Raw genomic sequence first — 24,554 nt, forward strand, 5'->3', positions numbered from 1 at the left:
ATGCAAGGCGCGATGTTACGTCATCAGCAACCCGCCACCGGCCGCAAGCCGGTGCCGCGCGGTGCCAGCCGAATGGTGGCCAAGGAGCCACTGTCGGCGCGCCTGCCAAAACCTGGGTTTGGCTTTCTGAAGAAAGTGCTATGGCCAGTGGCGCTGGTCGCATTGGGCTTTGGCACCTATGAGGGCGCTCAACGCCTGATGCCGTATGCCGATCAACCGATTACCAAGATCGCCGTGCAGGGCGACCTCAGCTACATCAGCCAACAGGCGGTGCAGCAGCGGATCGCGCCATATGTAGCGGCGACCTTTTTCACCATCGACCTGGCAAGCATGCGCACAGAGCTTGAAAAAATGCCGTGGATCGCCCACGCCGAAGTGCGTCGGGTGTGGCCGGATCAGGTGGTGATTCGATTGGAAGAGCAACTGCCCGTCGCCCGTTGGGGTGAAGAAGCACTGCTCAACAACCAGGGGCAGGCTTTTACCCCGCGGGAACTGGCCAACTACGAACACCTGCCACAGTTGGTCGGCCCGCAGCGCGCCCCGCAACAAGTGATGCAGCAGTATCAGGTGTTGAGCCAGATGCTGCGCCCGCTGGGCTTCTCGATTGCGCGTCTGGAGCTGCGCGAGCGTGGCAGCTGGTTCCTGACCACCGGAGCCGGCAGTTCCGGGCCAGGCATTGAGCTGCTGCTCGGGCGAGATCACTTGGTGGAAAAAATGCGCCGTTTCATTGCCATTTACGACAAAACACTGAAAGAACAGATCACGAATATCGCGCGCATTGACCTTCGCTACGCCAACGGCTTGGCTGTGGGCTGGCGGGAACCGATTGCGCTGCCGACGGCCCAACCCGCCGTCGCGAAGAATTAAGAGAGGCAGGACCATGGCAAATGTGCAAAGCGGCAAAATGATCGTTGGCCTGGATATCGGCACCTCCAAGGTGGTGGCGCTGGTGGGCGAAGTAGCGGCTGACGGCACCCTGGAAATCGTCGGGATCGGTACCCATCCATCGCGCGGCCTGAAGAAGGGTGTGGTGGTCAATATCGAATCTACCGTGCAGTCGATCCAGCGCGCGATCGAAGAAGCACAGCTGATGGCTGGCTGCCGGATCCACTCCGCCTTCGTGGGCGTTGCCGGTAACCATATCCGCAGCCTGAACTCCCACGGCATTGTGGCGATCCGTGATCGGGAAGTCAGCACGGCTGACCTTGAGCGCGTGCTGGATGCGGCCCAGGCCGTGGCGATTCCGGCCGACCAGCGCGTCCTGCATACCCTGCCGCAGGATTATGTGATCGATAACCAGGAAGGCGTGCGCGAGCCGCTGGGCATGTCGGGTGTGCGTCTGGAAGCCAAGGTTCACGTGGTGACCTGCGCCGTCAACGCCGCCCAGAACATCGAGAAGTGCGTGCGTCGTTGTGGCCTGGAAATCGACGACATCATTCTTGAGCAACTGGCCTCGGCCTACTCGGTACTGACTGACGACGAGAAAGAACTGGGCGTATGCCTGGTCGATATCGGCGGCGGCACCACCGACATCGCCATCTTCACCGAAGGCGCCATTCGCCACACGGCGGTGATTCCAATCGCGGGCGATCAAGTCACCAACGACATCGCCATGGCGTTGCGCACGCCGACCCAGTACGCCGAAGAAATCAAGATCCGTTACGCCTGCGCCCTGGCCAAGCTGGCCGGTGCCGGCGAAACCATCAAGGTCCCAAGCGTGGGCGACCGTCCACCGCGTGAGCTCTCGCGCCAGGCGCTGGCCGAGGTGGTCGAGCCGCGTTACGACGAGCTGTTCACCTTGATCCAGGCCGAACTGCGTCGCAGCGGCTACGAAGACCTGATCCCGGCGGGCATCGTACTCACCGGCGGCACTTCGAAGATGGAAGGCGCCGTGGAACTGGCCGAAGAAATCTTCCACATGCCCGTACGGCTGGGCGTTCCGCACACGGTACACGGCCTGGCCGACGTGGTGCGCAACCCAATTTATTCCACCGGTGTGGGCTTGCTCATCTATGGCCTGCAGAAGCAGTCCGAGGGCGTGTCCTTGACCGGTATGAGCAGCACTAATAGCTATGGCGATGAACCTAAGGCTCCTGTGCTTGAACGATTCAAGCGTTGGGTTCAGGGCAACTTTTAAAGTTTCAAAGCAGTAGTAGTAGGCGCGAAAACTAGAGAAATGGAAAGGAGAGGGCAAATGTTCGAACTCGTAGACAACGTCCCGCAAAGCCCGGTAATCAAGGTTATCGGTGTCGGTGGTGGTGGCGGCAATGCCGTTAATCACATGGTCAAGAGCAACATCGAAGGCGTGGAATTCATCTGCGCCAACACCGACGCACAAGCGCTGAAAAACATTGGTGCACGCACCATTTTGCAACTGGGTACCGGTGTGACCAAGGGCCTGGGTGCTGGTGCAAATCCTGAGGTTGGCCGTCAAGCCGCCCTGGAAGATCGCGAGCGCATCGCTGAAGTACTGCAAGGCACCAACATGGTGTTTATCACCACCGGCATGGGCGGCGGTACCGGCACCGGTGCAGCGCCTATCATTGCTGAAGTGGCCAAGGAAATGGGTATCCTCACCGTAGCCGTGGTGACCCGTCCGTTCCCGTTCGAAGGTCGCAAGCGCATGCAGATCGCTGACGAGGGTATTCGTGCCCTGTCCGAAAGCGTCGATTCGCTGATCACCATCCCGAACGAAAAACTGCTGACCATCCTGGGCAAGGACGCAAGCCTGTTGTCGGCTTTCGCCAAGGCTGACGATGTACTGGCCGGTGCCGTTCGCGGTATCTCCGACATCATCAAGCGTCCAGGCATGATCAACGTCGACTTCGCGGACGTACGTACCGTGATGAGCGAAATGGGCATGGCCATGATGGGCACTGGCTGCGCCAGCGGTCCAAATCGCGCGCGTGAAGCCACTGAAGCGGCCATTCGCAACCCGCTGCTCGAAGACGTCAACCTGCAGGGCGCTCGCGGTATTCTCGTCAACATCACCGCAGGTCCTGACCTGTCGCTGGGCGAATACTCGGACGTGGGTAGCATCATTGAGGCGTTCGCATCGGATCACGCCATGGTCAAGGTCGGTACTGTTATCGATCCAGACATGCGCGACGAGCTGCACGTCACCGTGGTTGCCACAGGCCTGGGTGCGAAAATCGAGAAGCCGATGAAGATCATCGACAATACCCTGCAAACCGCCGCTCAGCACGCACCTCAAGCTGCGCCTGCGCGTCATGAGCAGTCGTCGGTGAACTATCGCGATCTCGACCGTCCGACCGTTATGCGCAATCAGGCCATCGCAGGTGCTGCGGCGGCTGCTAAGCTCAACCCACAGGACGATCTGGACTATCTTGATATCCCTGCATTCTTGCGTCGTCAGGCTGATTGATGGAATTTATCAGGGGTATTAGGGTGATTGGTTTTCAGCAAAGGCCGGGTCTGCTATTATCGCCAGTCTTTGTTGATACCAGTTCGCAATTTGCGCTGAAGCGGCCAATGCCATGATTAAACAACGCACCCTGAAGAATATTATCCGTGCCACAGGTGTCGGCCTGCACTCCGGCGAGAAGGTCTACCTGACCCTCAAACCTGCGCCTGTGGATACCGGCATCGTGTTCTGCCGTGCTGACCTTGACCCTATGGTGCAGATTCCTGCCCGTGCGGAAAACGTCGGCGAGACCACCATGTCGACCACGTTGGTCAATGGTGATACCAAAGTCGATACGGTGGAGCACTTGCTCTCGGCCATGGCCGGTCTGGGCATCGATAACGCCTACGTCGAGCTCTCCGCGTCCGAAGTGCCGATCATGGACGGCAGTGCAGGTCCCTTTGTATTCCTGATTCAATCGGCTGGTCTTGAAGAGCAGGACGCTGCCAAGAAATTCATCCGTATCCTGCGTGAAGTGACAGTGGAAGACGGCGACAAGCGCGCCACTTTCGTCCCTTTCGAAGGCTTCAAGGTGAGTTTCGAGATCGATTTCGATCACCCAGTTTTCAAAAACCGCACCCAAAGTGCCAGCGTGGATTTTTCCAGCACCTCCTTCGTGAAGGAAGTCAGTCGCGCCCGTACCTTTGGTTTCATGAGTGATATCGAGTACCTGCGCAAGCACAACCTCGCACTCGGCGGCAGTGTTGAAAACGCCATTGTGGTAGACACGGACGGTGTGTTGAACGAAGACGGCCTGCGTTACGAGGACGAATTCGTCAAGCACAAGATTCTGGATGCTATCGGCGATCTTTACCTGTTGGGCAACAGCCTGATTGGTGAATTCCGTGGGTTCAAATCCGGTCACGCACTTAACAACCAGCTCCTTCGCAAGCTCATCGAGCAGAAGGATGCCTGGGAAGTGGTGACTTTCGAAGATGCCAGTACGGCACCGATCTCTTACATGCGACCGGTAGCGGCGGTGTAAGTTACAACTCTCTTTCTCTAGTTTTTTTTGAGGCCACCTTCGGGTGGCTTTTTTTTTTTGGCTGTTGATCTTGATCTTGATCTTTAAACGCCGAGTGCCTGCCAACAGATCGCATGAGCTTCACAAGGTGTCCGCCTTGGTTTTGCTTTGTTCTTGAGATCGCGCGCCGCCCGCGCGGCGCATTCGCGGCTAAAGCCGCTCCCACATTTGTTGCAACGCGCCATGGCCTGTGAGAGTGGAGTTGTCAGCCTCGCGCCCCCCCCGAAGCCGCAAAAATCTAAAGCCAAACCACCAAGGCTCACAACCCGAACCCCACAGGCCATGGCACGTTGCAACCAATGTGGGAGCGGCTTTAGCCGCGAATGCGCCGCGCGGGCGGCGCTCGATTTAGGCAGCAGCGCAAACCCCTGGTCCCCGCATCCGGCCCTACGCTTCGCTCCGGATTGCTCCTTCCGCACCTGCTCCGTGGGGCCGCGCCGACGGGCCGTCCGTGGTGTCTGGCTTTTCTGTGTTCGAAGATCAGGATCAAAAGCGCCGGCGGGGAATTGCGAGATTCTATGGGGCCTTGCGATTGGCGTGGCTGGCGAGGCGTTCCAGGGCGGCGCGCAGGCTCGGGTCGGTGATCCCTTCGGCGGTGGCCTGGATATTCTCGGCCGACTCAGTGGACAGGTCGATGGTGTGTCCCACGGCACGGCTCTGGGTGGTGATCGGTTGCACCTTGAAAAGAATGCGCGTCAGGTTGCTGAAAGCTTCCAGCGTCTGCAGCTGTCGCTGCAAGCGCTTTTGCTGGTAGCGCAGGCGAGTCGCCCAATGACCATCGGTGACGATCAGCAACAGCGTCCCCTCACGCCACGAAGCGATATGGCAGTGTTCGCGGGCCGCCGGTTGTAATTGGCTGTCGAGCAGGCGCTGCAGGTGGGCAAGTCGCTGGGCCTGGCTGAACAGCGCTTTGAGCGGACGCGCCTCGCGCAGCAGGACTGATGGAGCCCGTGCGGGAAGAGGGCGAAATGCCATGGCTGGATACCTGAAGTTACAGAGCCGCCATGGTAACAGAAAGCCTGTTTTTCTTCGTCTGCACGCCCACTAGACGCATTCTCTTGGCCTCATGGGTTGAAGTTGGCCGAAAAGGCCTTATTTTAAAAAGGCCCCGCTACAGCGCTGTGCCAGCATCGTGGAATAACGCCACTTTCCTCACCATCGTTTCCGGGTAGAATGCTCGTTCGCATGCGGCCATAAGGGCTGCACGGGCGACTCACGGGGCCGCCCTCCATCCCTACGTGTGGAAGATCCTGTCGATATGTTTGCGCCTTTGTTAAAAAAACTTTTTGGAAGCAAGAATGAGCGTGAAGTCAAACGCATGCTCAAGACGGTAGCCATCGTCAATGCCTTCGAAGAGCAGATGGTCGCCCTCTCGGACGAGCAATTGCGCGCCAAGACTGCAGAGTTCAAAGCGCGCCTGGCCAAGGGTGAATCCCTCGACGATCTGCTGCCCGAAGCCTTTGCGGTTGCCCGCGAAGCCGGTAAGCGCATCATGGGCATGCGTCACTTCGACGTGCAGCTGATCGGCGGCATGACCTTGCACGAAGGCATGATCGCGGAAATGCGTACCGGTGAAGGCAAGACCTTGGTCGCAACCCTGGGCGTTTACCTCAATGCGCTGTCCGACAAGGGCGTGCACGTGGTCACGGTGAACGACTACCTGGCCCGCCGCGACGCCAACTGGATGCGCCCGCTGTATGAATTCCTCGGCATGAGCGTTGGTGTTGTAACGCCATTCCAGCCGCCGGAAGAGAAGCGTGCTGCCTATGCCTGCGACATCACCTACGGCACCAACAACGAATTCGGTTTCGACTACCTGCGCGATAACATGGCGTTCAGCATGGAAGAGAAATTCCAGCGTGAGCTGAATTTCGCCGTGATCGACGAAGTCGACTCCATCCTGATCGACGAAGCCCGTACGCCGCTGATCATCTCCGGCCAGGCCGAAGACAGCTCCAAGCTGTACACCGAGATCAACAAACTGATCCCGCGCCTGATCCAGCACATCGAAGAAGTCGAAGGCGAAGTGACCAAGGCCGGGCATTACACGGTCGATGAGAAAACCCGCCAGGTCGAGCTCAACGAAGCCGGTCACCAGTTCATCGAAGAGATGCTCACCCAGGTCGGCTTGCTGGCCGAGGGCGAGAGCCTTTATTCGGCCCACAACCTGGCCTTGCTGACCCACGTCTACGCTGGCTTGCGTGCGCACAAACTGTTCAACCGCAACGTCGAGTACATCGTCCAGGACGGCCAGATCCTGCTGGTCGACGAGCATACCGGTCGCACCATGCCGGGCCGCCGCTTGTCAGAAGGCCTGCACCAGGCCATCGAAGCGAAGGAAAACCTGAACATTCAGGCCGAGAGCCAGACCCTGGCCTCGACCACCTTCCAGAACTACTTCCGCCTGTACGAAAAGCTGTCCGGCATGACCGGTACCGCTGATACCGAAGCGTTTGAATTCGCGCAGATCTATAACCTCAACGTTATGGTCATCCCGCCGAACAAGCCGCTGGCCCGTAAGGACTTCAACGACCTGGTGTACCTGACCGCCGACGAGAAATACGCCGCGATCATCGCCGACATCAAGGAAAGCATGACCCAGGGTCGCCCGGTACTGGTCGGTACCGCCACCATTGAAACGTCCGAACACATGTCGGCGCTGCTGCAAAAAGAAGGCATCGACCACAAGGTCCTGAACGCCAAGTATCACGAGAAAGAAGCCGAAATCATCGCCCAGGCCGGTCGCCCAGGCGCGCTGACCATCGCCACCAACATGGCCGGTCGTGGTACCGACATCCTGTTGGGCGGCAACTGGGAAGTGGAAGTTGCCTCGTTGGAAAATGCAAGCGCTGAGCAGATCGCCCAGATCAAGGCCGACTGGCAGAAGCGTCACCAGCAAGTGATCGAGTCGGGTGGCTTGCACGTGATCGCTTCCGAGCGTCATGAATCGCGCCGTATCGACAACCAGCTGCGGGGTCGTTCGGGCCGCCAGGGTGACCCAGGCTCGAGCCGTTTCTACCTGTCGCTGGAAGACAGCCTGATGCGTATCTTCGCCTCTGACCGGGTGAAGAACTTCATGAAGGCACTGGGCATGCAGTCCGGTGAGGCCATCGAGCATCGCATGGTCACCAACGCCATCGAGAAGGCCCAGCGTAAGGTCGAAGGCCGCAACTTCGATATCCGCAAGCAATTGCTGGAGTTCGATGACGTTGCCAACGAGCAGCGTAAAGTGATCTACCACATGCGTAACAGCCTGCTGGCAGCGGACAACATTGGCGATACCATCGCTGAGTTCCGCAAGGAAGTGCTGGACGCCACCGTCAGCCTGCACATCCCACCGCAATCGCTGCCGGAACAGTGGGATGTCGCAGGTCTGGAAGCTGCCCTGACCAGCGACTTCGGGGTGAAGTTGCCGATTCAGCAATGGCTCGACGAAGACGATCACCTGTACGAAGAAACCCTGCGCGAGAAGCTCATGACCGAGCTGCTCAATGCCTATAACGAGAAGGAAGAGCAGGCCAGCGCCGATGCCCTGCGTACCTTCGAGAAGCAGATCCTGCTGCGCGTGCTGGACGATTTGTGGAAAGACCACCTGTCGACCATGGATCACCTGCGTCACGGTATCCACCTGCGTGGCTACGCCCAGAAGAACCCGAAACAGGAATACAAGCGCGAGTCGTTTTCCCTGTTCCAGGAATTGCTGGACTCGATCAAGCGCGACACCATTCGCGTCTTGTCCCACGTTCAGGTTCGTCGCGAAGACCCGATCGAAGAGGAAGCACGCCTGCGTCGCGAAGCCGAAGAGCTGGCCCAGCGCATGCAGTTCGAGCACGCGGCAGCGCCTGGCCTTGAACAAGCCGTGGCGGCTGAAACCGCAGAGGAGGGCGCCGATGTTGCTGTCGCCGCTGCCCCTGTTCGCAACGATCAGAAACTGGGTCGCAACGAGCTGTGCTGGTGTGGTTCGGGCAAGAAATTCAAGCACTGCCACGGCCAGATCAACTGATCCAACCCTGGCTTGATGCCGTGTAACATTGACACCGCGCCGCGACCGGCCTCCCGCCGTCGCGGCGTTTTACCATCTCATGCGCAGGGGAAGTCCCCGGCGCGGATTATTTTCTAGGAGCGCTTTCATGGCTGTTGGTCTTGGTCCTTTGCCAACGTTGCACCCGGTTCCCGGCTTCGAGCTGGGCATCTCCTCCGCGGGCATCAAGCGCCCGGGGCGCAAGGACGTTGTAGTCATGCGCTGTGCCGAGGGCTCCAGCGTTGCTGGCGTGTTCACGCTGAACGCCTTTTGCGCAGCGCCGGTGATCCTTTCCAAGCAACGCGTGCAAGGCACCGTGCGTTACCTGCTGACCAACACCGGTAATGCCAACGCCGGTACTGGCGCCCCAGGCCTGGCTGCGGCCGAGCGCACCTGCGCGAAGCTTGCGGAGCTGACCGGTGTCGACGCCAGCGCCGTGCTGCCGTTCTCCACCGGTGTGATCGGTGAACCGCTACCGGTTGAAAAGATTGAAGGCGCACTGCAAGCCGCCCTGGACGATCTGTCGGAAAACCACTGGGCAGAAGCCGCCACTGGCATCATGACCACTGACACTCTGCCTAAAGGTGCCAGCCGTCAGTTCCAGCACAACGGCGTCACCGTCACCGTGACCGGCATCAGCAAGGGCGCGGGCATGATTCGTCCGAACATGGCGACCATGCTGGGCTACATCGCCACCGACGCCAAGGTCGCGCCAGCGGTCCTCAAGGACCTGCTACTGGACGGCGCCAACAAGTCGTTCAACCGCATCACCATCGACGGCGATACCTCGACCAACGATTGCTGCATGCTGATCGCCACCGGTAAGGCCGATGTGCCAGAAGTCACCGAAGCCAGCGGCCCATTGTTCGCAGCCCTGAAGCAGGCTGTGTTCGAAGTCTGCATGGACGTTGCCCAGGCGATCGTGCGCGATGGCGAAGGCGCGACCAAGTTTGTGACCGTTGAAGTCAATGGCGGCGGCAATCATCAAGAATGCCTGGACGTCGGCTACGCCGTGGCTCACTCGCCATTGATCAAGACTGCGCTGTTCGCCTCCGACCCGAACTGGGGCCGTATCCTGGCCGCTGTGGGCCGCGCCGGCGTGCCAGACCTGGACGTCAGCCTGATCGACGTGTACCTGGGCGAAGTCAACATCGCCAGCAAGGGTGGCCGCAGCGCGACCTACACTGAAGACCAGGGCTCGGCGGTCATGGCGCGTGAAGAAATCACCATTCGCATCGAGCTGGGTCGTGGCGATTGCAGCGAGACGATCTGGACCACCGACCTGTCCCATGAGTACGTCAAGATCAACGCCGAGTACCGCACGTAGCCGCTGCCGTCAGGCTGCGATCGACCGCACAGCGGGCGCAGTGATCTAAGCCCCGCATTGGCGCCCCTGACGGGCCGCATCGCAGCCTTCGGCAGCGGCTACAGGGTTTACCAGCAATACCAGGGGGCCAATGGCCCCCTTTCTTTCCCTGAAGATGGAGCCGAAGCATGAGCCTTCACCTGATCATCGGCGACAAACTGTATTCCTCCTGGTCCCTGCGCGCCGCCTTGGCGATCGAAATGACCGGCGCACCTTATACCGAGCAAATCATCAAGCTGAACCAGGCCGATACCCATGCGCGAATCATGGAGCATTCGGCCACCGGCAAGGTGCCGCTGCTCAAGAGCAAGCACGGTACTATCGAAGATTCCCTGGCGATTGGCGAATACCTGGCCGAGCGTTTCCCGCAGGCCAATCTCTGGCCACAGAACATCACCGCACGTGCCCAGGCGCGTTCGGCCTGTGCGCAGATGCACAGCGGCTTTTTCGCCCTGCGCGGCAATATGCCGTTTGACCTGAGTCGTGACCAGGCGCTGACACCCATGCCAGCCGACGTACAGGCAGACATCGATCGTATCGTCGCGTTGTGGGCCGAGTGCCGGGCGAAGGCTCATGGCCAAGGGCCTTATCTGTTGGGTGAGTTCAGCCTGGCCGATGCCTTTTTCGCGCCGGTGGCTGTGCGCTTGCGGTCCTATCGGGTGCAGTTGCCGAGTGAAGCGGCGGCTTATATCGATGCCATCTACCAATGGCCAGCCTTCAAGGCTTGGCAACAAGCAGGTCTGGCGGAGCGTGTGAAGTGAAGCGAGTACATGTAGCGGCCGCGGTGATTCGTGGCAATGATGGCCGGATCCTGATTGCCCGGCGTGCCGATGGCCAGCACCAGGGCGGTTTGTGGGAGTTTCCAGGCGGCAAGGTCGAGGAGGGTGAAAACGTCGCCCAAGGCCTGGCGCGGGAGCTCAAAGAAGAGCTGGGCATTACCGTCGGCGCTGCCCGGCCGTTGATTCAGGTCAAGCACGATTACCCGGACAAACAGGTTTTGCTGGATGTCTGGGAGGTCTCGGCGTTTACCGGCGAGCCTCACGGTGCGGAGGGCCAGCCACTGGCCTGGGTGACGGCACGCGAACTGCCGGGTTACGACTTCCCTGAAGCCAATCAGCCGATTGTCGCCGCGGCGCGCCTGCCAAGCGATTACCTGATCACCCCTGAAGGCCTGGAGACCCCGGCATTGCTGCGCGGTATGCAAAAGGCCATCACCAACGGTACACGCTTGCTGCAACTGCGGGCGCCCAACGGCTATGACCCCACGTACCGTGACTTGGCCGTGGATGCGGTGGGTCTGTGTGCCGGCAAGGCGCAATTGATGCTCAAAGGGCCGCTGGAGTGGCTGGGCGACTTCCCGGCTGCCGGTTGGCACCTGACCTCGGCCCAACTGCGCAAATACGCCAGCAAAGGCCGTCCGTTCCCCAAGGAGCGTTGGTTGGCGGCGTCTTGCCATAATGCCGAGGAATTGTCGCTGGCTGAGCAGATGGGGGTGGATTTTGTCACGCTATCGCCGGTGCAGCCGACCCAGACGCACCCCGATGCACAGCCGTTGGGCTGGGAGCAGGCTGCGCGCTTGATCGAAGGCTTCAGCAAGCCGGTGTATCTGCTGGGTGGCGTTGGCGCCCCGAATCGCGAACAAGCCTGGGCGGCTGGAGCGCAAGGTGTGGCGGGAATCCGCGCCTTCTGGCCACAACCTGACTGAAACGGACACCGCTTGCTGGCGATACACGCACTGCGGATTGGTGGGTGAAAAGCGGTGCGTCACCCCCTGAGCGGACCCGGCCGCGATGGGCTGCGCAGCGGCCCCAGAGGCCAGTGGCATTGCGATGCAGGCCTGCGGATTGAGTCGCTTTCAGCATCGCAAGGGCCGCTTCGCAGCCCATCGCGGCCAGGTCCGCTCCTACGAATGGCCGGTTGCCTCAAGGCTTGTCAGCACCTCGCACAATCTGCCGTAGGAGCGGACCCGGCCGCGATGGGCTGCGCAGCGGCCCCAGAGGCCAGTGGCATTGCGATGCAGGCCTGCGGATTGAGTCGCTCTCAGCATCGCAAGGGCCGCTTCGCAGCCCATCGCGGCCAGGTCCGCTCCTACGAATGGCCGGTTGCCTCAAGGCTTGTCAGCACCTCGCACGATCTGCCGTAGGAGCGGACCCGGCCGCGATGGGCTGCGCAGCGGCCCCAGAGGCCAGTGGCATTGCGATGCAGGCCTGCGGATTGAGTCGCTTTCAGCATCGCAAGGGCCGCTTCGCAGCCCATCGCGGCCAGGTCCGCTCCTACGAATGGCCGGTTGCCTCAAGGCTTGTCAGCACCTCGCACAATCTGCCGTAGGAGCGGACCCGGCCGCGATGGGCTGCGCAGCGGCCCCAGAGGCCAGTGGCCTTGCAATGCAGACCTGCGGATTGAGTCGCTTTCAGCATCGCAAGGGCCGCTTCGCAGCCCATCGCGGCCAGGTCCGCTCCTACGAATGGCCGGTTGCCTCAAGGCTTGTCAGCACCTCGCACAATCTGCCGTAGGAGCGGACCCGGCCGCGATGGGCTGCGCAGCGGCCCCAGAGGCCAGTGGCATTGCGATGCAGGCCTGCGGATTGAGTCGCTCTCAGCATCGCAAGGGCCGCTTCGCAGCCCATCGCGGCCAGGTCCGCTCCTACGAATGGCCGGTTGCCTCAAGGCTTGTCAGCACCTCGCACAATCTGCCGTAGGAGCGGACCCGGCCGCGATGGGCTGCGCAGCGGCCCCAGAGGCCAGTGGCATTGCGATGCAGACCTGCGGATTGAGTCGCTTTCAGCATCGCAAGGGCCGCTTCGCAGCCCATCGCGGCCAGGTCCGCTCCTACGAATGGCCGGTTGCCTCAAGGCTTGTCAGCACCTCGCACAATCTGCCGTAGGAGTGGACCCGGCCGCGATGGGCTGCGCAGCGGCCCCAGAGGCCAGTGGCATTGCGATGCAGGCCTGCGGATTGAGTCGCTTTCAGCATCGCAAGGGCCGCTTCGCAGCCCATCGCGGCCAGGTCCGCTCCTACGAATGGCCGGTTGCCTCAAGGCTTGTCAGCACCTCGCACGATCTGCCGTAGGAGCGGACCCGGCCGCGATGGGCTGCGCAGCGGCCCCAGAGGCCAGTGGCATTGCGATGCAGGCCTGCGGATTGAGTCGCTTTCAGCATCGCAAGGGCCGCTTCGCAGCCCATCGCGGCCAGGTCCGCTCCTACGAATGGCCGGTTGCCTCAAGGCTTGTCAGCACCTCGCACAATCTGCCGTAGGAGCGGACCCGGCCGCGATGGGCTGCGCAGCGGCCCCAGAGGCCAGTGGCATTGCGATGCAGGCCTGCGGATTGAGTCGCTCTCAGCATCGCAAGGGCCGCTTCGCAGCCCATCGCGGCCAGGTCCGCTCCTACGAATGGCCGGTTGCCTCAAGGCTTGTCAGCACCTCGCACAATCTGCCGTAGGAGCGGACCCGGCCGCGATGGGCTGCGCAGCGGCCCCAGAGGCCAGTGGCATTGCGATGCAGGCCTGCGGATTGAGTCGCTTTCAGCATCGCAAGGGCCGCTTCGCAGCCCATCGCGGCCAGGTCCGCTCCTACGAATGGCCGGTTGCCTCAAGGCTTGTCGTAAGCGTCCGGGCATCCCGTCTTGCGTAATTAAACCGGTTGCCACTGATGCGGTAGCAACTCGTCGATAGCACTCGCCCGCTGCGTTGGCAGGCGCGTGAGAACATCCTTCAGGTAAGCATACGGATCATGTCCGTTGAGCCGTGCCGACTGGATCAGGCTCATGATTGCTGCGGCCCGTTTGCCACTGCGCAACGAGCCCGCAAATAACCAGTTCGAGCGGCCAATGGCCCACGGCCGGATCTGGTTTTCGCACCAGTTATTGTCAATGGGCACCGCACCGTCTTCGAGATAACGTGACAGCGCCGTCCAGCGCTTGAGGCTGTAATCCAGGGCTTTGGCGATGGCCGAGCCATCGTGCACGAGCTGGCGCTGGGCGATCATCCAGGCATGCAGAGTGTCCATTACCGCTACGGCTTTTTCCTGCCGTATTCGCTGTCGTAAATCCGGCTCGAGGTCGCGGACTTCGCGTTCTATTTCGTACAGCAGCTGGATGTAGCGCAAGGCCTGTTCGGCGAGCTGGCTCTTGTTGGTGGTGTGCAGCTCGAAGAACTTGCGCCGCGCATGAGCCATGCAGCCGATCTCGGTGACACCGAGTACAAAGCTGGCCTTGTAGCCGCCATTATGTGTTGGAGCACATAATGGCGGTTATGTTGCGGCCTGAGTTATGTGATTCCGACCGGGCGAATAGGCAGTTTCTATGTTGTCGATAGGCGATTGACGCAACATAAATTGCAGCGCCTTGGTAGACCTTCATCCCCTGGAGTGTCTGCCATGTTCGAAAATATCTATTCTTCAAACGCTGCCTGTAAACGCCATCGTGCGGGGTCGCTGGCCGCTGAACGCGAGCGATATCTACAGCACTGTGCTGAGCAGGGCTGTACGCATGCCTCCCTTTACTTAAAGGCGTGCTGCTTGCTTTGGATCGCCGAGCGGGTGCAGCCAAGCGACCTCAATGCAATCAATTCGTCGCGGCTGCGCCAGATTATTCACGAAGGGCCATTGCCGGCCAATTCTCCTGCAACTGCTACGACGTTGATAAACACCGCGAGACCTTGGTTTAAGTTCCTAGGCTGGTGGCAAGAGCCAACGGCGGAGCCAATTCCATTCGAGGAGAATCTTGAGCTTTTCGTCTCGTGGATGCGGGACGAACGCGGTTTGACACCATGTACCATCAGTCAATGGCGCAGTCGAGCGGCAACCTTTTTACGCTGGTGCTTCAACACAGGCCGTAGATTTTCGACGCTTAGCCCCGAGGATATTGATGCCTACTTCATCACCTACGGTGCGCAACGGTGGTCGCGAATTTCGGCAGGGCACGTCGCAACAATGTTGCGGGTATTCCTGCGCTACGCGGCAACGCAGGGATCATGCAGCAGTACATTGGCCGACTCGATCCGCTCCCCGCGACATTACGCCCTGGAGTCACTTCCCTATGCACTGAGCTGGGAGGATGTTCAGCGGTTACTCGCAACTACAGATTCAAGTTCTGAACGCGATGTGCGCGATCGAGCCATTCTGATGCTTCTCGCCATCTACGGCTTACGCCGGGGAGAAGTTGCTGCACTCCGGTTGGATCAGATCGACTGGGCTGCTCGCCAATTGCGTATTTGGCGATTGAAGCGCCGTCAGCCGCAGGTTTACCCATTGGTCTCCACAGTGGCTGAGGCATTAGCGCAATACGTTGACACAGTGCGTCCGAAGGTACTGCACCCTGAGATATTCATCCGAATTCGGGCGCCGCGAATCCCCATCTCCGCTGCAGGTCTATACAACATCGTCAGCGGCAGATTGCGTCTGCTCAACATACAAGCTGCACATTTGGGGCCGCACGCGCTTCGACATGCATGCGCGGCCAGGCTGCTCGCCAATGGGCTGAGCCTCAAGGAAATTGGCGACCACCTTGGCCACCGAAGCACATCGGCGACGATGACGTACACCAAGGTTGATCTGGTCTCGTTACGTGAAGTCGGTGACTTCGACCTGGGAGACCTGCAATGAGAACCTTGGACGTAGTCAATGCCTACGTGGCTGTCCGTCGTGCCCAAGGCGTGGGCCTGAATAGCAGTGCCAGAGTGCTGCGTCAGTTTGCACGTGAGACTGGAAATCTCCCGCTCCCCGAAGTTACTCCAGAGGCTGTAGCCGCATTTCTGCACGGGCACGGTGAGCTAAGCGCTACGTGGAAGACGAAGCGAGGATTACTTGTTAGCTTTTATCGCTTCGCAATCGCACGTGGCCACACAACGATCCAGCCCCTGCCGGAACGACCACCACAGCTTCCACCGGCACAGACTCCCTATGTCTATGCCGCCGCAGAAATACAGCACCTATTAGATGCCACCGTCATACTGAGTACCTCGCTCAGTCGCCTTCAAGCTGTGACATACAGAACTCTGCTGCTGATCCTTTACGGTGCCGGGCTGCGCGTCGGAGAGGCGATCAGACTAAACCTCTGTGACGTCGACCTCGAGCAGCGAATCATCACCGTTCGTGACACAAAGTTTTATAAGACAAGGCTGGTGCCGATTGGGCCCAGGCTGGCATCGAAACTGCGAGTTTATCTACGACAACGTTGCGCGCTAGCACTTCCACTAGGCCAAGACTCTGCCCTGCTGTGCACTCGTACTGGCCATCGCCTGAACTATCAATACGTCATAACTCTGTTCCAACGCGTTCGTTTGGCGGCAGGTATTGCTCGCCCAACTGGCGAGCTACGGCCTCCGCGTCTCCATGATCTGCGGCATACAGCCGCCGTTCATCGTGTACTGGGATGGTATCGCGCCGGTAAGGATGTACAGCGGCTATTGCCGCAATTGGCAACGTATTTGGGGCATTTCGACATAAGGTCGACCCAGCGCTATTTGCATATGACTCCCGAACTGTTGCACGAAGCGAGTCGCCGATTTGCCATTTATTCAGGCCAGGAGATTGATCATGATTGACCGCAATCGCCTCGGGGCATGGGTACGTCGCTTCTTGTTGGAGTATCTGGTCGCCGAGCGCAACCTTTCCCACAACACTCAGATCAGTTACCGCGACACGCTGACACTCCTGCTTCCATTTGTCAGTCGAAGAGCCTCGGTGGCAATCGACCATTTGTCGGTGCTCGACATATCGCCCGCCATCGTGCGCGCATTCCTTGAACACGTCGAACACGAGCGCGGTTGTGGCATTGTCACGCGCAACCAGCGGCTCTGCGCGATTCATTCATTAGGGCGCTTCATCGCTATGCGATCGCCAGAGCATTTGGCGTGGTGCACAGAGATCCGTTCTATCCCGTTCAAAAAAACTACCCAGGCGGTCATCCACTACCTCGACAAGCCAGAAGTGGAGGCTCTGCTCCGGGCACCTAATCGAGCTACGAGCCAGGGTGCACGGGACTATGCGATTTTGCTTTTTCTGTACAACACTGGCGCCCGCGCTGATGAAGCTGCCTGCCTCAGCGTTGGTAATTTGCAACTTGGGACTTCACCCTCCGTGCGCATTCTGGGTAAGGGAAACAAATGGCGCGTCTGCCCCCTGTGGGCAGTAACAGCTACAGCGCTGCGGCCACTCATCGTCGAACGCAGAACAGAGGATCGCGTATTCATAGGTCGTACCGGGAATCCCATGACTCGATTCGGCATGTATCGCGTTGTGTCGGTGTATGGACGAGCAGCCGGCAAGTGGGTTGATTCCATGCAAGGCAGGCGCATCAGCCCGCACACTATTCGACACACGACCGCCGTTCACCTGTTAAGAGCCGGGGTCGATATCAATACAATTCGGGCCTGGCTGGGGCATGTCTCCTTGGACACAACCCACATCTACGCGGAAGTCGATCTCGAAATGAAGGCCAAGGCGCTTGCATGTTTGGACGTCACAAATGTGCCTGAGGCTGTGCGCCTGCGACCGAATTCAGCATCTCTCATGGCGTTCATGCGAGGGCTGTAGCATGAATTTATGTGCCACTTTTTGCGCCGAACTCCCGATTGGGAGGCGGCGCCTCTTACCCCCGCAACATAACTCAGGCCGCAACATAACCGCCAAAATCGTCGCAGACCAGCTTGCCCTTCCAGTCTTTCAGGAAGTTGCGGGCGTGTTCTCCGGCGCGGCTGGGGCTGAAGTCGTAGACCACGGCCTTCACGTCGGCAAACTGGCTGGTGGCATAGGCCCAGACATAGGCGCGATGGGTTTTCTTAGCACCCGGCGTGAGCATCTGTACCGGCGTTTCATCGGCGTGGATGACGCCATGCCCGAGCACTACATCGTGCAGTGCATCGACCAGCGGTTGCAGTTGTACGCCACACACGCCGACCCATTGGGCCAGCGTTGAGCGGGCGATGGCCAAACCGGCTCGACCAAAAATCGATTCCTGGCGGTAGAGCGGCAAATGGTCGGCGAACTTCGCGATCATCACGTGAGCCAGCAGCCCTGCGGTCGGGATGCCCTTGTCGATGACTTGCGCCGGAACCGGTGCCTGAGTCAGCGTTTCGCACTCATCGCAGACCCACTTGCCACGGATATGGCGCTCGACGGTGAACACGCCCGGCGTGTAGTCGAGCTTCTCGCTGACATCCTCGCCAATACGTTTGAGGGTGCAACCGCAGGTGCACTGCGTGTTGTCCGGTTCGTGGTGGATCAGGGTGCGCGGAAACTGCGGCGGCAAAGCCGTGCGTTTCGGCTTTTGCCGAGCCTCGGTCGAAACGGGAGCCGGTTGTAGAGCCTCAAGCTCGGCTTCGATGGCCGCGATGTCGGTGTCGATCAGGTCATCAAGCAGGCTGGCCTGGGCCGGGCTTAGCTGCTCGCTGCGCTTGGCAAACTTGAAGCGCTTGAGCTGTGCGATCTCGTGGGCCAACTTCTCGTTGACCGTTTTGTGATGGTGGATTTGTTTGTCCATTGACTCGACGCGCTGCATCAACTGCGCAGCCAGAGCGCGCAGTTGTTCAGGGTTTAGTTGGTCGAGATTTGGAAACGAAGTCATGCCGCCGATTTTGCCAGAGAGGGCTTTGGACGGCGACAGTCTGATAGGCCAATTGCGCGGGCAAGCTGGCCGTGCTGAGCATCAGAGCGCGGTGATGACACCTCCAGCGCCGACCCGTTGCCAGGGCAAACCGAGCACCAGTGCCTGAAGTTGTTCCGCATCCAGTTCGAGTTCTAATCCGTGTCGCGGGTTTGGCCAAAAAAAATGTCCTTGATTCAACCGGCGTGCCGCTAGCCAGATGCCCACGCCGTCATGAACCAGCACCTTCATGCGATTGGCGCGACGGTTGGCGAAGATGTACGCACAGTGCGGCTTCGCCGCACCGAACACTGCCACCACCCGGGCCAAAGCAACATCAGTGCCGGCCCGCATGTCCATCGGTTCGGTGGCGAGCCAAATAGCATCGATACGGATCATCTCAGTACCTCGCTGAGCACGGCGGCGCAGATGGCGGCTTGTTCGAACGGGATGCTGACAATGACCGTACCGCGCGGGTGCGGGATTTCGATGCGGATACCTTGGGGGGTACGCGGTGGTTCGAGTTTTACCGGAACGAATGCAGGTGCAGGTGCAGGTGCCGCTAATGGTCGGCGTTGCAGCGCAACGATCCATTTATGCACGAGGTTCGAGTTGAGGTTATGCCGCTGGGCCACACCGGCGATGGTGGCGCCTGGAGCAGAACATTCCTGGACGATCTGGAGCTTGAAGGTTAGGTGATGGTAACGACGTGGCGGTTTCATGCTGATCCGGCTGCGATAGAGAGAGAGGGTGTCCACCATGGATTTGGTGGACACCATGCTCCCAAGCGTTGGGATCAGGTAGATGGGTTGGCCGGACGCTTACGGCTTGTCAGCACCTCGCACAATCTGTCGTAGGAGCGGACCCGGCCGCGATGGGCTGCGCAGCGGCCCCAGAGGCCAGTGGCCTTGCGATGCAGGCCTGCGGATTGAGTCGCTTTCAGCATCGCAAGGGCCGCTTCGCAGCCCATCGCGGCCAGGTCCGCTCCTACGAATGGCCGGTTGCCTCAAGGCTTGTCAGCACCTCGCACGATCTGCAAGCTCGGCTCCTACAGAATGATGGCGGGTTGCCAGAGGATTTCAGCTACCCCTTGGCGGCGTCCGATCAGCCGCGCCGCCACAAAGAGTAAATCCGACAGCCGATTGATATACGCCAAACCCACTCCCTGCAACGGTTCTGCTGCGTTCAACGCCTGACAGCGCCGCTCGGCGCTGCGGGCCAGGCTGCGGCAGACGTGCGCCTGGGCAACCAGTCGCGAGCCGCCCGGCAGGATGAAGTTTTCCAGTGGGCCAAGCTCTTCGTTCCACAGGTCGATGATCGACTCCAGCCGCTGCACCTCGGCATCATTCAGGGCCTGATAAGCAGGCATCGCGAGTTCGCCACCCAGATCGAACAGTCGATGCTGGCAAGGTGAAAGTACCTCGATTATTTCTGATAGCGCCGGGCAGCCGGCTTGTTGCTCTGCCAACCCTGCCAGCAATACACCCAACTGGCTATTGAGGCTGTCGACCTCGCCAATGGCCTCGATGCGCGGGTGATCCTTGGGCACCCGGCGGCCGTCACCGAGGCCGGTTTCGCCCTTGTCACCGGTGCGGGTGTAAATCTTCGACAAGCGAAAACCCATCTTCTAAAGCTCCACGTTGGTTGGCAGCGCTGGCGTCACCGGGTTTGCCGTCAGTGGCAAGCGCAGGGTAAAACAGGTGCCTACGCCAGGGGTGGAATGCACTTCCATCTGGCCTTTGTGATTGTTGGTAATAATGAAATACGAGACCGAAAGCCCGAGCCCCGTGCCCTGGCCAATTTCCTTGGTGGTGAAAAAGGGCTCGAATGTACGCTTGCGAACGCTTTCAGGCATGCCGATGCCGTTGTCTTCTACCTGGATTTCGGCCCAGGGTGGATTGAGCCGGGTACGCAGGGTAATGCGCCCGGGTTCGCGGGTATCGGTGCGTTGGTGGATCGCTTGGGCCGCGTTCTTGAGCAAATTGAGCAACACTTGCTCCAGCTCGTTGGCGGTGCAGGGCACAGGACCCAGGGCCGGATCGAACTGACGCATGATGGCCTGGCCCTTGAAGTCGAATCCAATGGCCAGGTCGAAGTCATTGCTGGCAATTTCCAGGGCTTGGTCGATCAGCGCCGGCAGGTCGCAAGGTGCCAGTTGACGGTTGCTGCGGCGGCTGAAGCTGAGCATGTGGGTCACGATCTTGGCTGCTCGGGCACCGGCTTGCTGAATACCATCCAGCAGCTGGGGCACTTCGCGCCCTTGCAGGTAGCGATTGACGGTGATCAAGTCGATACCGGCTTCGTCGGCCAGCTCGATATTTTTCGGCAAGTCTGAAGACAGGCGCCGACGGATGTTCTGCACGTTGTGCAAAATGGCACCCAAGGGGTTGTTGATTTCATGCGCCATGCCGGCTGCCAACCCACCGACCGAGAGCATTTTTTCCGATTGCACCATCATTTCTTCCAGCGACAGGCGCTGGGTGATGTCGTCGATGCGGATCACCACCCCGCGCCCGGCACCTCCCATCAAGGGGTAGAACGTCAGTGCGTAATGGTGCGACACATCATCCTTTGTCCAGGTGACCCGCTCGATCTTGGCCACGGTGTGGCGCTCTACGGTGTTCTTGAGCTGCGGCAGGAAAGGCTTGAGAGGCTCGAAGGCGAGAAAGATCGGCTGGTTAAGCGCCTCATCCAGTGGTGTGCCGGAGAGCGCGCTGGCTTCCTGGTTCCACTGGGTGACGTAAAGCTGCTCGTCCAGGGCGATCAGTGCCGAGGGCATGGAGTCGATGATGCTGTTCAAGTAGTTTTGAAAGCCGGTGAGTTTTTTCTCGATCTTGCTGCGCACCTGGACCTCCAGTTCCAGCTTGCGGTTGGTGTGGCGGGTCTCCTCGGCCAAGCCCTGGGCTTGGTCGAAAGCGGCCTGGAATTCGTCTCGGGCACGCTTGAGCTGTTGCTCTCGGGCCTCGATGCGCGACAGCATGGTGTTGAAGGCTTCTGCCAGGCTGCCGATTTCGTCGTGGTTGCCGCGCTGGGCACGCAGGGCGTAGTTCTCCTCACGCGTCACCTGGCGCGACAGTTCTTCGAGTTGGTAGATCGGCTGGGTGATCAGGCGCTTGATCTGGCGAGCAATCACCATCCACAACAGAATACTGAACACCAGGATGCCCAGGCTTGCGGTCAAGGTGCCGGTATAGAACGCCATTGGCAATTCGCTGCTGGCAACCAGCAGCATATGGCCAGGTGGGCTGCCGTTGCGCGGCAGGGTAATCACCTGGGTGGTGCGAAATTCGGTCATCCGCCAACTTTCGATATGCCGGTAGCGTTTGGGCAGCGGCAGATAATCGCCGTGTTGCAGTTGCGCGAGCAGCACGCCATCACTGTCATACAGCGCCGCGGCGCGCAGGGGCGAATAGCTGTTGAGCTCATTGAGCAGGGCTTGGGCAGACAGCTCGGAGTCCAGGGCCTGCGCCGCCAGGTTCGGGTTGGACACCAGTCGACCGATGGTTTGCAGGGCTTGGGGCGCCATGCTTTCCTGGGAGATCCAGTAGGCGGCACTGATAAAAGTCAGGTTGGCGACCAACAATACCGTGGTCAATAGCACCAGCAAGGCGGCCAGTAGCTTCTGGCCGACCGGCAGGTTTTCCAGGCGTTCGCGCAATGGCATGGTGAAGGCGTGATCCCGGTGGGTGGAAGGGCAGGGTAGGCTCGATTCAGTCGCTGGGCAATCCGTGTGCTGTGAGGTGTTCGACCAGGCGCCGGTGCAGCCGTTCCAGATGCGGCAGCGACAGGTCGTGGCGAGCCGCGACACGGCAGGCATGCCCCAGCAGGTAATGGATTTCTGTACGGCGGCCCTGTGCGACATCCTGATACATCGAAGAGTAGTTGGCGGCCGTTGCCTGGATTACCCGTTCCACTTCCTCGCCTAGCTGATCGGCAGCCTCGGGCTGACCGCAGCGCTGCAGCAGTTCGGCGAGCTCCACACAAAGGGTCGCGACCTCACAGTGGTGGGCCTGCAGGCCACCGTTGCGGCAATCATGCAGCACGGTCAGGGGGTTGATCGCACAATTGAGTGCCAGTTTGCGCCACAACCGGGTGAGGATATCCGGGGTCCACTGATGAGGGATGCCGCAGTCCTGCAGGTCACTGAGCCATTCGGGTGGCAGCGGATTGGCCGGGTCGCCCAGCCAGTTGAAACCGTGGCCTGCGAAGACCACCTGCCAATCGGCCTGGCGAAAGGCGCCTTCGGTGCTGGAGGCAAAGATGCAGCGGGCATGGGGGACGCTGGCAGCCACTTCGTCCTGGCTGCCCAGGCCGTTCTGGAGCAGGATGACTTCGGCTCCGTGCACAAGCCTGGGTGCGAGCCGGGCAACCGCCTGTTCGGCGTCATAGGCTTTGCAGGCCACCAGCAAGCGATGAATCGGTGCTGGGTCATCCGGGGTTTGTGCCGGAATGGCCAGCGTCATGGGTTGGCCGTGCTCGACCAGAGTCAGGCCGCCCGCATCCGTGTAGGCCTTGAGCCGCGCACTGTCGCGCAAGATCAGTTGCACGGCCTTGCCACCGCGCGCCAAGCGGGTCGCCCATAAACTGCCTAGGCTGCCTGCGCCTAGAATGTGCCAGGTGCTGCTCATCAGAGTTTCGCAACCGTTATAATGATCCGGCATTTTAACCGTCAAACCAGGCGTGCTCCATCTTCAACCGAGCAACGCCATTTTTTTTTGGAGAAATACATGCCGTCGTTCGACGTGGTATCAGAACTGGACAAGCACGAAGTCACCAACGCGGTCGACAACGCGATCAAGGAACTGGACCGCCGTTATGACCTCAAGGGCAAAGGTAGCTTCGAATTCAAGGAAAAGGACCTGCAAGTCAACCTGACCGCCGAGGCCGAGTTCCAGCTCGAGGCGATGATCGAAATTCTCAAGCTTGCCATGGTCAAGCGCAAGCTCGATGTCCAATGCCTGGAAGTCAAGGATGCCTACCCTTCGGGCAAGGAGATGAAACAGGAAGTCAAACTGCGCGAAGGTATCGACAAGGAATTGGCGAAGAAAATCGTCGCTCATATCAAGGACGCCAAACTCAAGGTCCAGGCGGCTATCCAGGGCGAGCAGGTTCGCGTCACCGGCAAGAAGCGTGACGACCTGCAAGAGGCCATCGCAGCCTTGCGCGCCAAAGAGTTCGGCATGCCGCTACAGTTCAACAACTTCCGCGATTAAGTCCGCTGTTGGCTGCACAGGCCGGGTTTAAATCCGGCCCTGTGCAGCACGTCTTTTTTGCCCTCGGCTTTCAGGAGAAAGAAATGGATTTGAACGCCCAAGTGGACAATCTGGTCAAGCAATCGCAGACCTGGGTCCCGATGATGATGGAGTACGGCAGCCGGGTGCTGCTGGCAGTCATTACCCTGGCCATTGGCTGGTGGTTGATCAACAAGGTGAGTTACCGGTTGGGCAAGCTTCTGGCTTTGCGCAATGTCGATCTGGCCCTGCAAGGGTTTATTTGCAGCCTGGCCAATATCATTCTCAAAGTGCTGTTGATGGTCAGTGTCGCATCGATGATCGGCATAGAAACCACCTCGTTCGTTGCGGCGATCGGTGCGGCTGGCCTGGCCATCGGCCTGGCACTGCAGGGGAGCCTTGCGAACTTCGCCGGTGGGGTGCTGATTCTGTTGTTCCGCCCCTTCCGCCTGGGCGACTGGATTGAAGCCCAAGGCGTCAGCGGCACCGTGGACTCGATCCAGATCTTCCACACCGTGCTGCGCACCGGCGACAACAAGACGGTGATCATGCCAAACGGCAGTTTGTCCAATGGAATCATCACCAACACCAACCGCCAGCCGACCCGCAAGGTGGTGTTTGATGTGGGTGTCGACTACGACGCAGACCTGCACAAAGCCCGGCAAATTCTGTTGGAATTGGCCAAGGATCCGCGGGTGTTGGCGGACCCTGCGCCTGTGGCGGTGGTTTCGACCCTGGGAGACAGCTCTATCACGGTCTCCCTGCGGATCTGGGTCAAGACTGCAGACTACTGGGATGTGATGTTCATGCTCAACGAGCATGCCCGTGACCGGCTGAGGGCGGAGGGTATCGACATTCCCTTTCCGCAGCGTGTGATCCGCGTGGTCCAGGAACTGTAGGAGCAGACC

Annotated in this window: 19 protein-coding genes and 2 pseudogenes; 13 read left to right on the top strand and 8 right to left on the bottom strand. The window is 59.9% G+C overall.

The annotated features are described in order from the left end of the window. The 4 genes from AC3IX4_RS04985 to lpxC all read left to right on the top strand — a co-directional run bounded on the left by AC3IX4_RS04985 (window position 1) and on the right by lpxC (window position 4,409). The gene (locus AC3IX4_RS04985; RefSeq protein WP_489259511.1) at window positions 1–867 is read left to right on the top strand and encodes a cell division protein FtsQ/DivIB; all 867 of its coding nucleotides are present in this window, start codon (window positions 1–3) and stop codon (window positions 865–867) included. A gap of 13 nt (window positions 868–880) precedes the next feature. Then, window positions 881–2,137: a cell division protein FtsA gene (gene ftsA, locus AC3IX4_RS04990; protein WP_489259512.1), complete on the top strand. Its 1,257-nt coding sequence runs from the start codon at window positions 881–883 to the stop codon at window positions 2,135–2,137. A 57-nt stretch (window positions 2,138–2,194) separates the two neighbouring features. After that, on the top strand, window positions 2,195–3,385 hold the full coding sequence (gene ftsZ / locus AC3IX4_RS04995; protein WP_489259513.1) for a cell division protein FtsZ: 1,191 nt from the start codon (window positions 2,195–2,197) through the stop codon (window positions 3,383–3,385). Window positions 3,386–3,497: 112 nt separating this feature from the next. Beyond that, entirely contained in the window at window positions 3,498–4,409 is a 912-nt protein-coding gene (gene lpxC, locus AC3IX4_RS05000) for a UDP-3-O-acyl-N-acetylglucosamine deacetylase (protein ID WP_489259514.1), read from the top strand. 555 nt (window positions 4,410–4,964) lie between these two features. On the opposite strand, the gene AC3IX4_RS05005 is transcribed toward lpxC, so the two are convergent. Beyond that, the gene (locus AC3IX4_RS05005; protein ID WP_489259515.1) at window positions 4,965–5,423 is read right to left on the bottom strand and encodes a DUF721 domain-containing protein; all 459 of its coding nucleotides are present in this window, start codon (window positions 5,421–5,423) and stop codon (window positions 4,965–4,967) included. A gap of 283 nt (window positions 5,424–5,706) precedes the next feature. Between AC3IX4_RS05005 and secA the strand changes: the two genes are divergently transcribed. The 4 genes from secA to AC3IX4_RS05025 all read left to right on the top strand — a co-directional run bounded on the left by secA (window position 5,707) and on the right by AC3IX4_RS05025 (window position 11,540). Further along, the gene (gene secA / locus AC3IX4_RS05010) at window positions 5,707–8,451 is read left to right on the top strand and encodes a preprotein translocase subunit SecA (protein ID WP_489259516.1); all 2,745 of its coding nucleotides are present in this window, start codon (window positions 5,707–5,709) and stop codon (window positions 8,449–8,451) included. Between the two features lie 127 nt (window positions 8,452–8,578). Continuing rightward, window positions 8,579–9,796: a bifunctional glutamate N-acetyltransferase/amino-acid acetyltransferase ArgJ gene (gene argJ / locus AC3IX4_RS05015; RefSeq protein ID WP_489259517.1), complete on the top strand. Its 1,218-nt coding sequence runs from the start codon at window positions 8,579–8,581 to the stop codon at window positions 9,794–9,796. Between the two features lie 167 nt (window positions 9,797–9,963). Then, window positions 9,964–10,596: a glutathione S-transferase family protein gene (locus AC3IX4_RS05020; RefSeq protein ID WP_489259518.1), complete on the top strand. Its 633-nt coding sequence runs from the start codon at window positions 9,964–9,966 to the stop codon at window positions 10,594–10,596. Beyond that, entirely contained in the window at window positions 10,593–11,540 is a 948-nt protein-coding gene (locus AC3IX4_RS05025) for a Nudix family hydrolase (protein WP_489259519.1), read from the top strand. The genes AC3IX4_RS05020 and AC3IX4_RS05025 overlap by 4 nt, the downstream gene beginning before the upstream one ends. 1,924 nt (window positions 11,541–13,464) lie before the next feature. Here AC3IX4_RS05025 and tnpC (AC3IX4_RS05030) read toward each other — a convergent pair. Then, window positions 13,465–14,052 (bottom strand): annotated as a pseudogene (gene tnpC, locus AC3IX4_RS05030) (IS66 family transposase); the annotation flags it as partial. Window positions 14,053–14,208: 156 nt separating this feature from the next. Between tnpC (AC3IX4_RS05030) and AC3IX4_RS05035 the strand changes: the two are divergent. From AC3IX4_RS05035 to AC3IX4_RS05045, 3 genes are read left to right on the top strand one after another with little or no spacing between them, the layout of a single operon-like run. Continuing rightward, the gene (locus AC3IX4_RS05035; protein ID WP_489257779.1) at window positions 14,209–15,435 is read left to right on the top strand and encodes a tyrosine-type recombinase/integrase; all 1,227 of its coding nucleotides are present in this window, start codon (window positions 14,209–14,211) and stop codon (window positions 15,433–15,435) included. Further along, window positions 15,432–16,376 (top strand): tyrosine-type recombinase/integrase, encoded by a 945-nt coding sequence (locus tag AC3IX4_RS05040; RefSeq protein WP_489257780.1) that lies wholly within the window; start codon window positions 15,432–15,434, stop codon window positions 16,374–16,376. The genes AC3IX4_RS05035 and AC3IX4_RS05040 overlap by 4 nt, the downstream gene beginning before the upstream one ends. Further along, entirely contained in the window at window positions 16,369–17,367 is a 999-nt protein-coding gene (locus tag AC3IX4_RS05045) for a tyrosine-type recombinase/integrase (RefSeq protein WP_489257781.1), read from the top strand. The genes AC3IX4_RS05040 and AC3IX4_RS05045 overlap by 8 nt, the downstream gene beginning before the upstream one ends. A 76-nt stretch (window positions 17,368–17,443) precedes the next feature. Here the strand turns inward: AC3IX4_RS05045 and tnpC (AC3IX4_RS05050) are convergent. The 6 genes and pseudogenes from tnpC (AC3IX4_RS05050) to AC3IX4_RS05075 form a co-directional block, all read right to left on the bottom strand. Then, a pseudogene (gene tnpC / locus AC3IX4_RS05050) lies at window positions 17,444–18,397 on the bottom strand (IS66 family transposase); the annotation flags it as partial. 81 nt (window positions 18,398–18,478) lie between these two features. After that, entirely contained in the window at window positions 18,479–18,814 is a 336-nt protein-coding gene (tnpB, locus tag AC3IX4_RS05055) for an IS66 family insertion sequence element accessory protein TnpB (protein ID WP_489259520.1), read from the bottom strand. Beyond that, complete coding sequence (gene tnpA, locus AC3IX4_RS05060; protein WP_489259521.1) at window positions 18,811–19,194, bottom strand: IS66-like element accessory protein TnpA; 384 nt, start codon at window positions 19,192–19,194, stop codon at window positions 18,811–18,813. Before tnpA ends, tnpB begins: the two co-directional genes overlap by 4 nt. A 269-nt stretch (window positions 19,195–19,463) precedes the next feature. Beyond that, entirely contained in the window at window positions 19,464–20,039 is a 576-nt protein-coding gene (locus AC3IX4_RS05065) for a cob(I)yrinic acid a,c-diamide adenosyltransferase (RefSeq protein ID WP_489259522.1), read from the bottom strand. A gap of 3 nt (window positions 20,040–20,042) precedes the next feature. Next, the gene (locus tag AC3IX4_RS05070) at window positions 20,043–22,079 is read right to left on the bottom strand and encodes a sensor histidine kinase (RefSeq protein ID WP_489259523.1); all 2,037 of its coding nucleotides are present in this window, start codon (window positions 22,077–22,079) and stop codon (window positions 20,043–20,045) included. Window positions 22,080–22,125: 46 nt separating this feature from the next. Further along, window positions 22,126–23,043: a putative 2-dehydropantoate 2-reductase gene (locus AC3IX4_RS05075; protein ID WP_489259524.1), complete on the bottom strand. Its 918-nt coding sequence runs from the start codon at window positions 23,041–23,043 to the stop codon at window positions 22,126–22,128. Window positions 23,044–23,142: 99 nt separating this feature from the next. Here AC3IX4_RS05075 and AC3IX4_RS05080 point away from each other — a divergent pair, with 99 nt between their 5' ends. Next, a complete protein-coding gene (locus tag AC3IX4_RS05080) occupies window positions 23,143–23,628 on the top strand; it encodes a YajQ family cyclic di-GMP-binding protein (protein WP_489259525.1) in 486 nt (161 codons plus the stop codon). Between the two features lie 83 nt (window positions 23,629–23,711). Further along, window positions 23,712–24,545, top strand: coding sequence for a mechanosensitive ion channel family protein (locus AC3IX4_RS05085; RefSeq protein WP_489259526.1), 834 nt, complete (start codon window positions 23,712–23,714; stop codon window positions 24,543–24,545). Window positions 24,546–24,554: the final 9 nt, after the last annotated feature.

This window comes from Pseudomonas sp. KH_021, from assembly GCF_057838865.1.

Coding starts and splice junctions, on each gene's coding strand:
- AC3IX4_RS04985 (WP_489259511.1), top strand. CDS start 1: ATGCAAGGCGCGATGTTACGTCATCAGCAACCCGCCACCGGCCGCAAG.
- ftsA (WP_489259512.1), top strand. CDS start 881: ATGGCAAATGTGCAAAGCGGCAAAATGATCGTTGGCCTGGATATCGGC.
- ftsZ (WP_489259513.1), top strand. CDS start 2,195: ATGTTCGAACTCGTAGACAACGTCCCGCAAAGCCCGGTAATCAAGGTT.
- lpxC (WP_489259514.1), top strand. CDS start 3,498: ATGATTAAACAACGCACCCTGAAGAATATTATCCGTGCCACAGGTGTC.
- AC3IX4_RS05005 (WP_489259515.1), bottom strand. CDS start 5,423: ATGGCATTTCGCCCTCTTCCCGCACGGGCTCCATCAGTCCTGCTGCGC.
- secA (WP_489259516.1), top strand. CDS start 5,707: ATGTTTGCGCCTTTGTTAAAAAAACTTTTTGGAAGCAAGAATGAGCGT.
- argJ (WP_489259517.1), top strand. CDS start 8,579: ATGGCTGTTGGTCTTGGTCCTTTGCCAACGTTGCACCCGGTTCCCGGC.
- AC3IX4_RS05020 (WP_489259518.1), top strand. CDS start 9,964: ATGAGCCTTCACCTGATCATCGGCGACAAACTGTATTCCTCCTGGTCC.
- AC3IX4_RS05035 (WP_489257779.1), top strand. CDS start 14,209: ATGTTCGAAAATATCTATTCTTCAAACGCTGCCTGTAAACGCCATCGT.
- AC3IX4_RS05040 (WP_489257780.1), top strand. CDS start 15,432: ATGAGAACCTTGGACGTAGTCAATGCCTACGTGGCTGTCCGTCGTGCC.
- AC3IX4_RS05045 (WP_489257781.1), top strand. CDS start 16,369: ATGATTGACCGCAATCGCCTCGGGGCATGGGTACGTCGCTTCTTGTTG.
- tnpB (WP_489259520.1), bottom strand. CDS start 18,814: ATGATCCGTATCGATGCTATTTGGCTCGCCACCGAACCGATGGACATG.
- tnpA (WP_489259521.1), bottom strand. CDS start 19,194: ATGGTGTCCACCAAATCCATGGTGGACACCCTCTCTCTCTATCGCAGC.
- AC3IX4_RS05065 (WP_489259522.1), bottom strand. CDS start 20,039: ATGGGTTTTCGCTTGTCGAAGATTTACACCCGCACCGGTGACAAGGGC.
- AC3IX4_RS05070 (WP_489259523.1), bottom strand. CDS start 22,079: ATGCCATTGCGCGAACGCCTGGAAAACCTGCCGGTCGGCCAGAAGCTA.
- AC3IX4_RS05075 (WP_489259524.1), bottom strand. CDS start 23,043: ATGAGCAGCACCTGGCACATTCTAGGCGCAGGCAGCCTAGGCAGTTTA.
- AC3IX4_RS05080 (WP_489259525.1), top strand. CDS start 23,143: ATGCCGTCGTTCGACGTGGTATCAGAACTGGACAAGCACGAAGTCACC.
- AC3IX4_RS05085 (WP_489259526.1), top strand. CDS start 23,712: ATGGATTTGAACGCCCAAGTGGACAATCTGGTCAAGCAATCGCAGACC.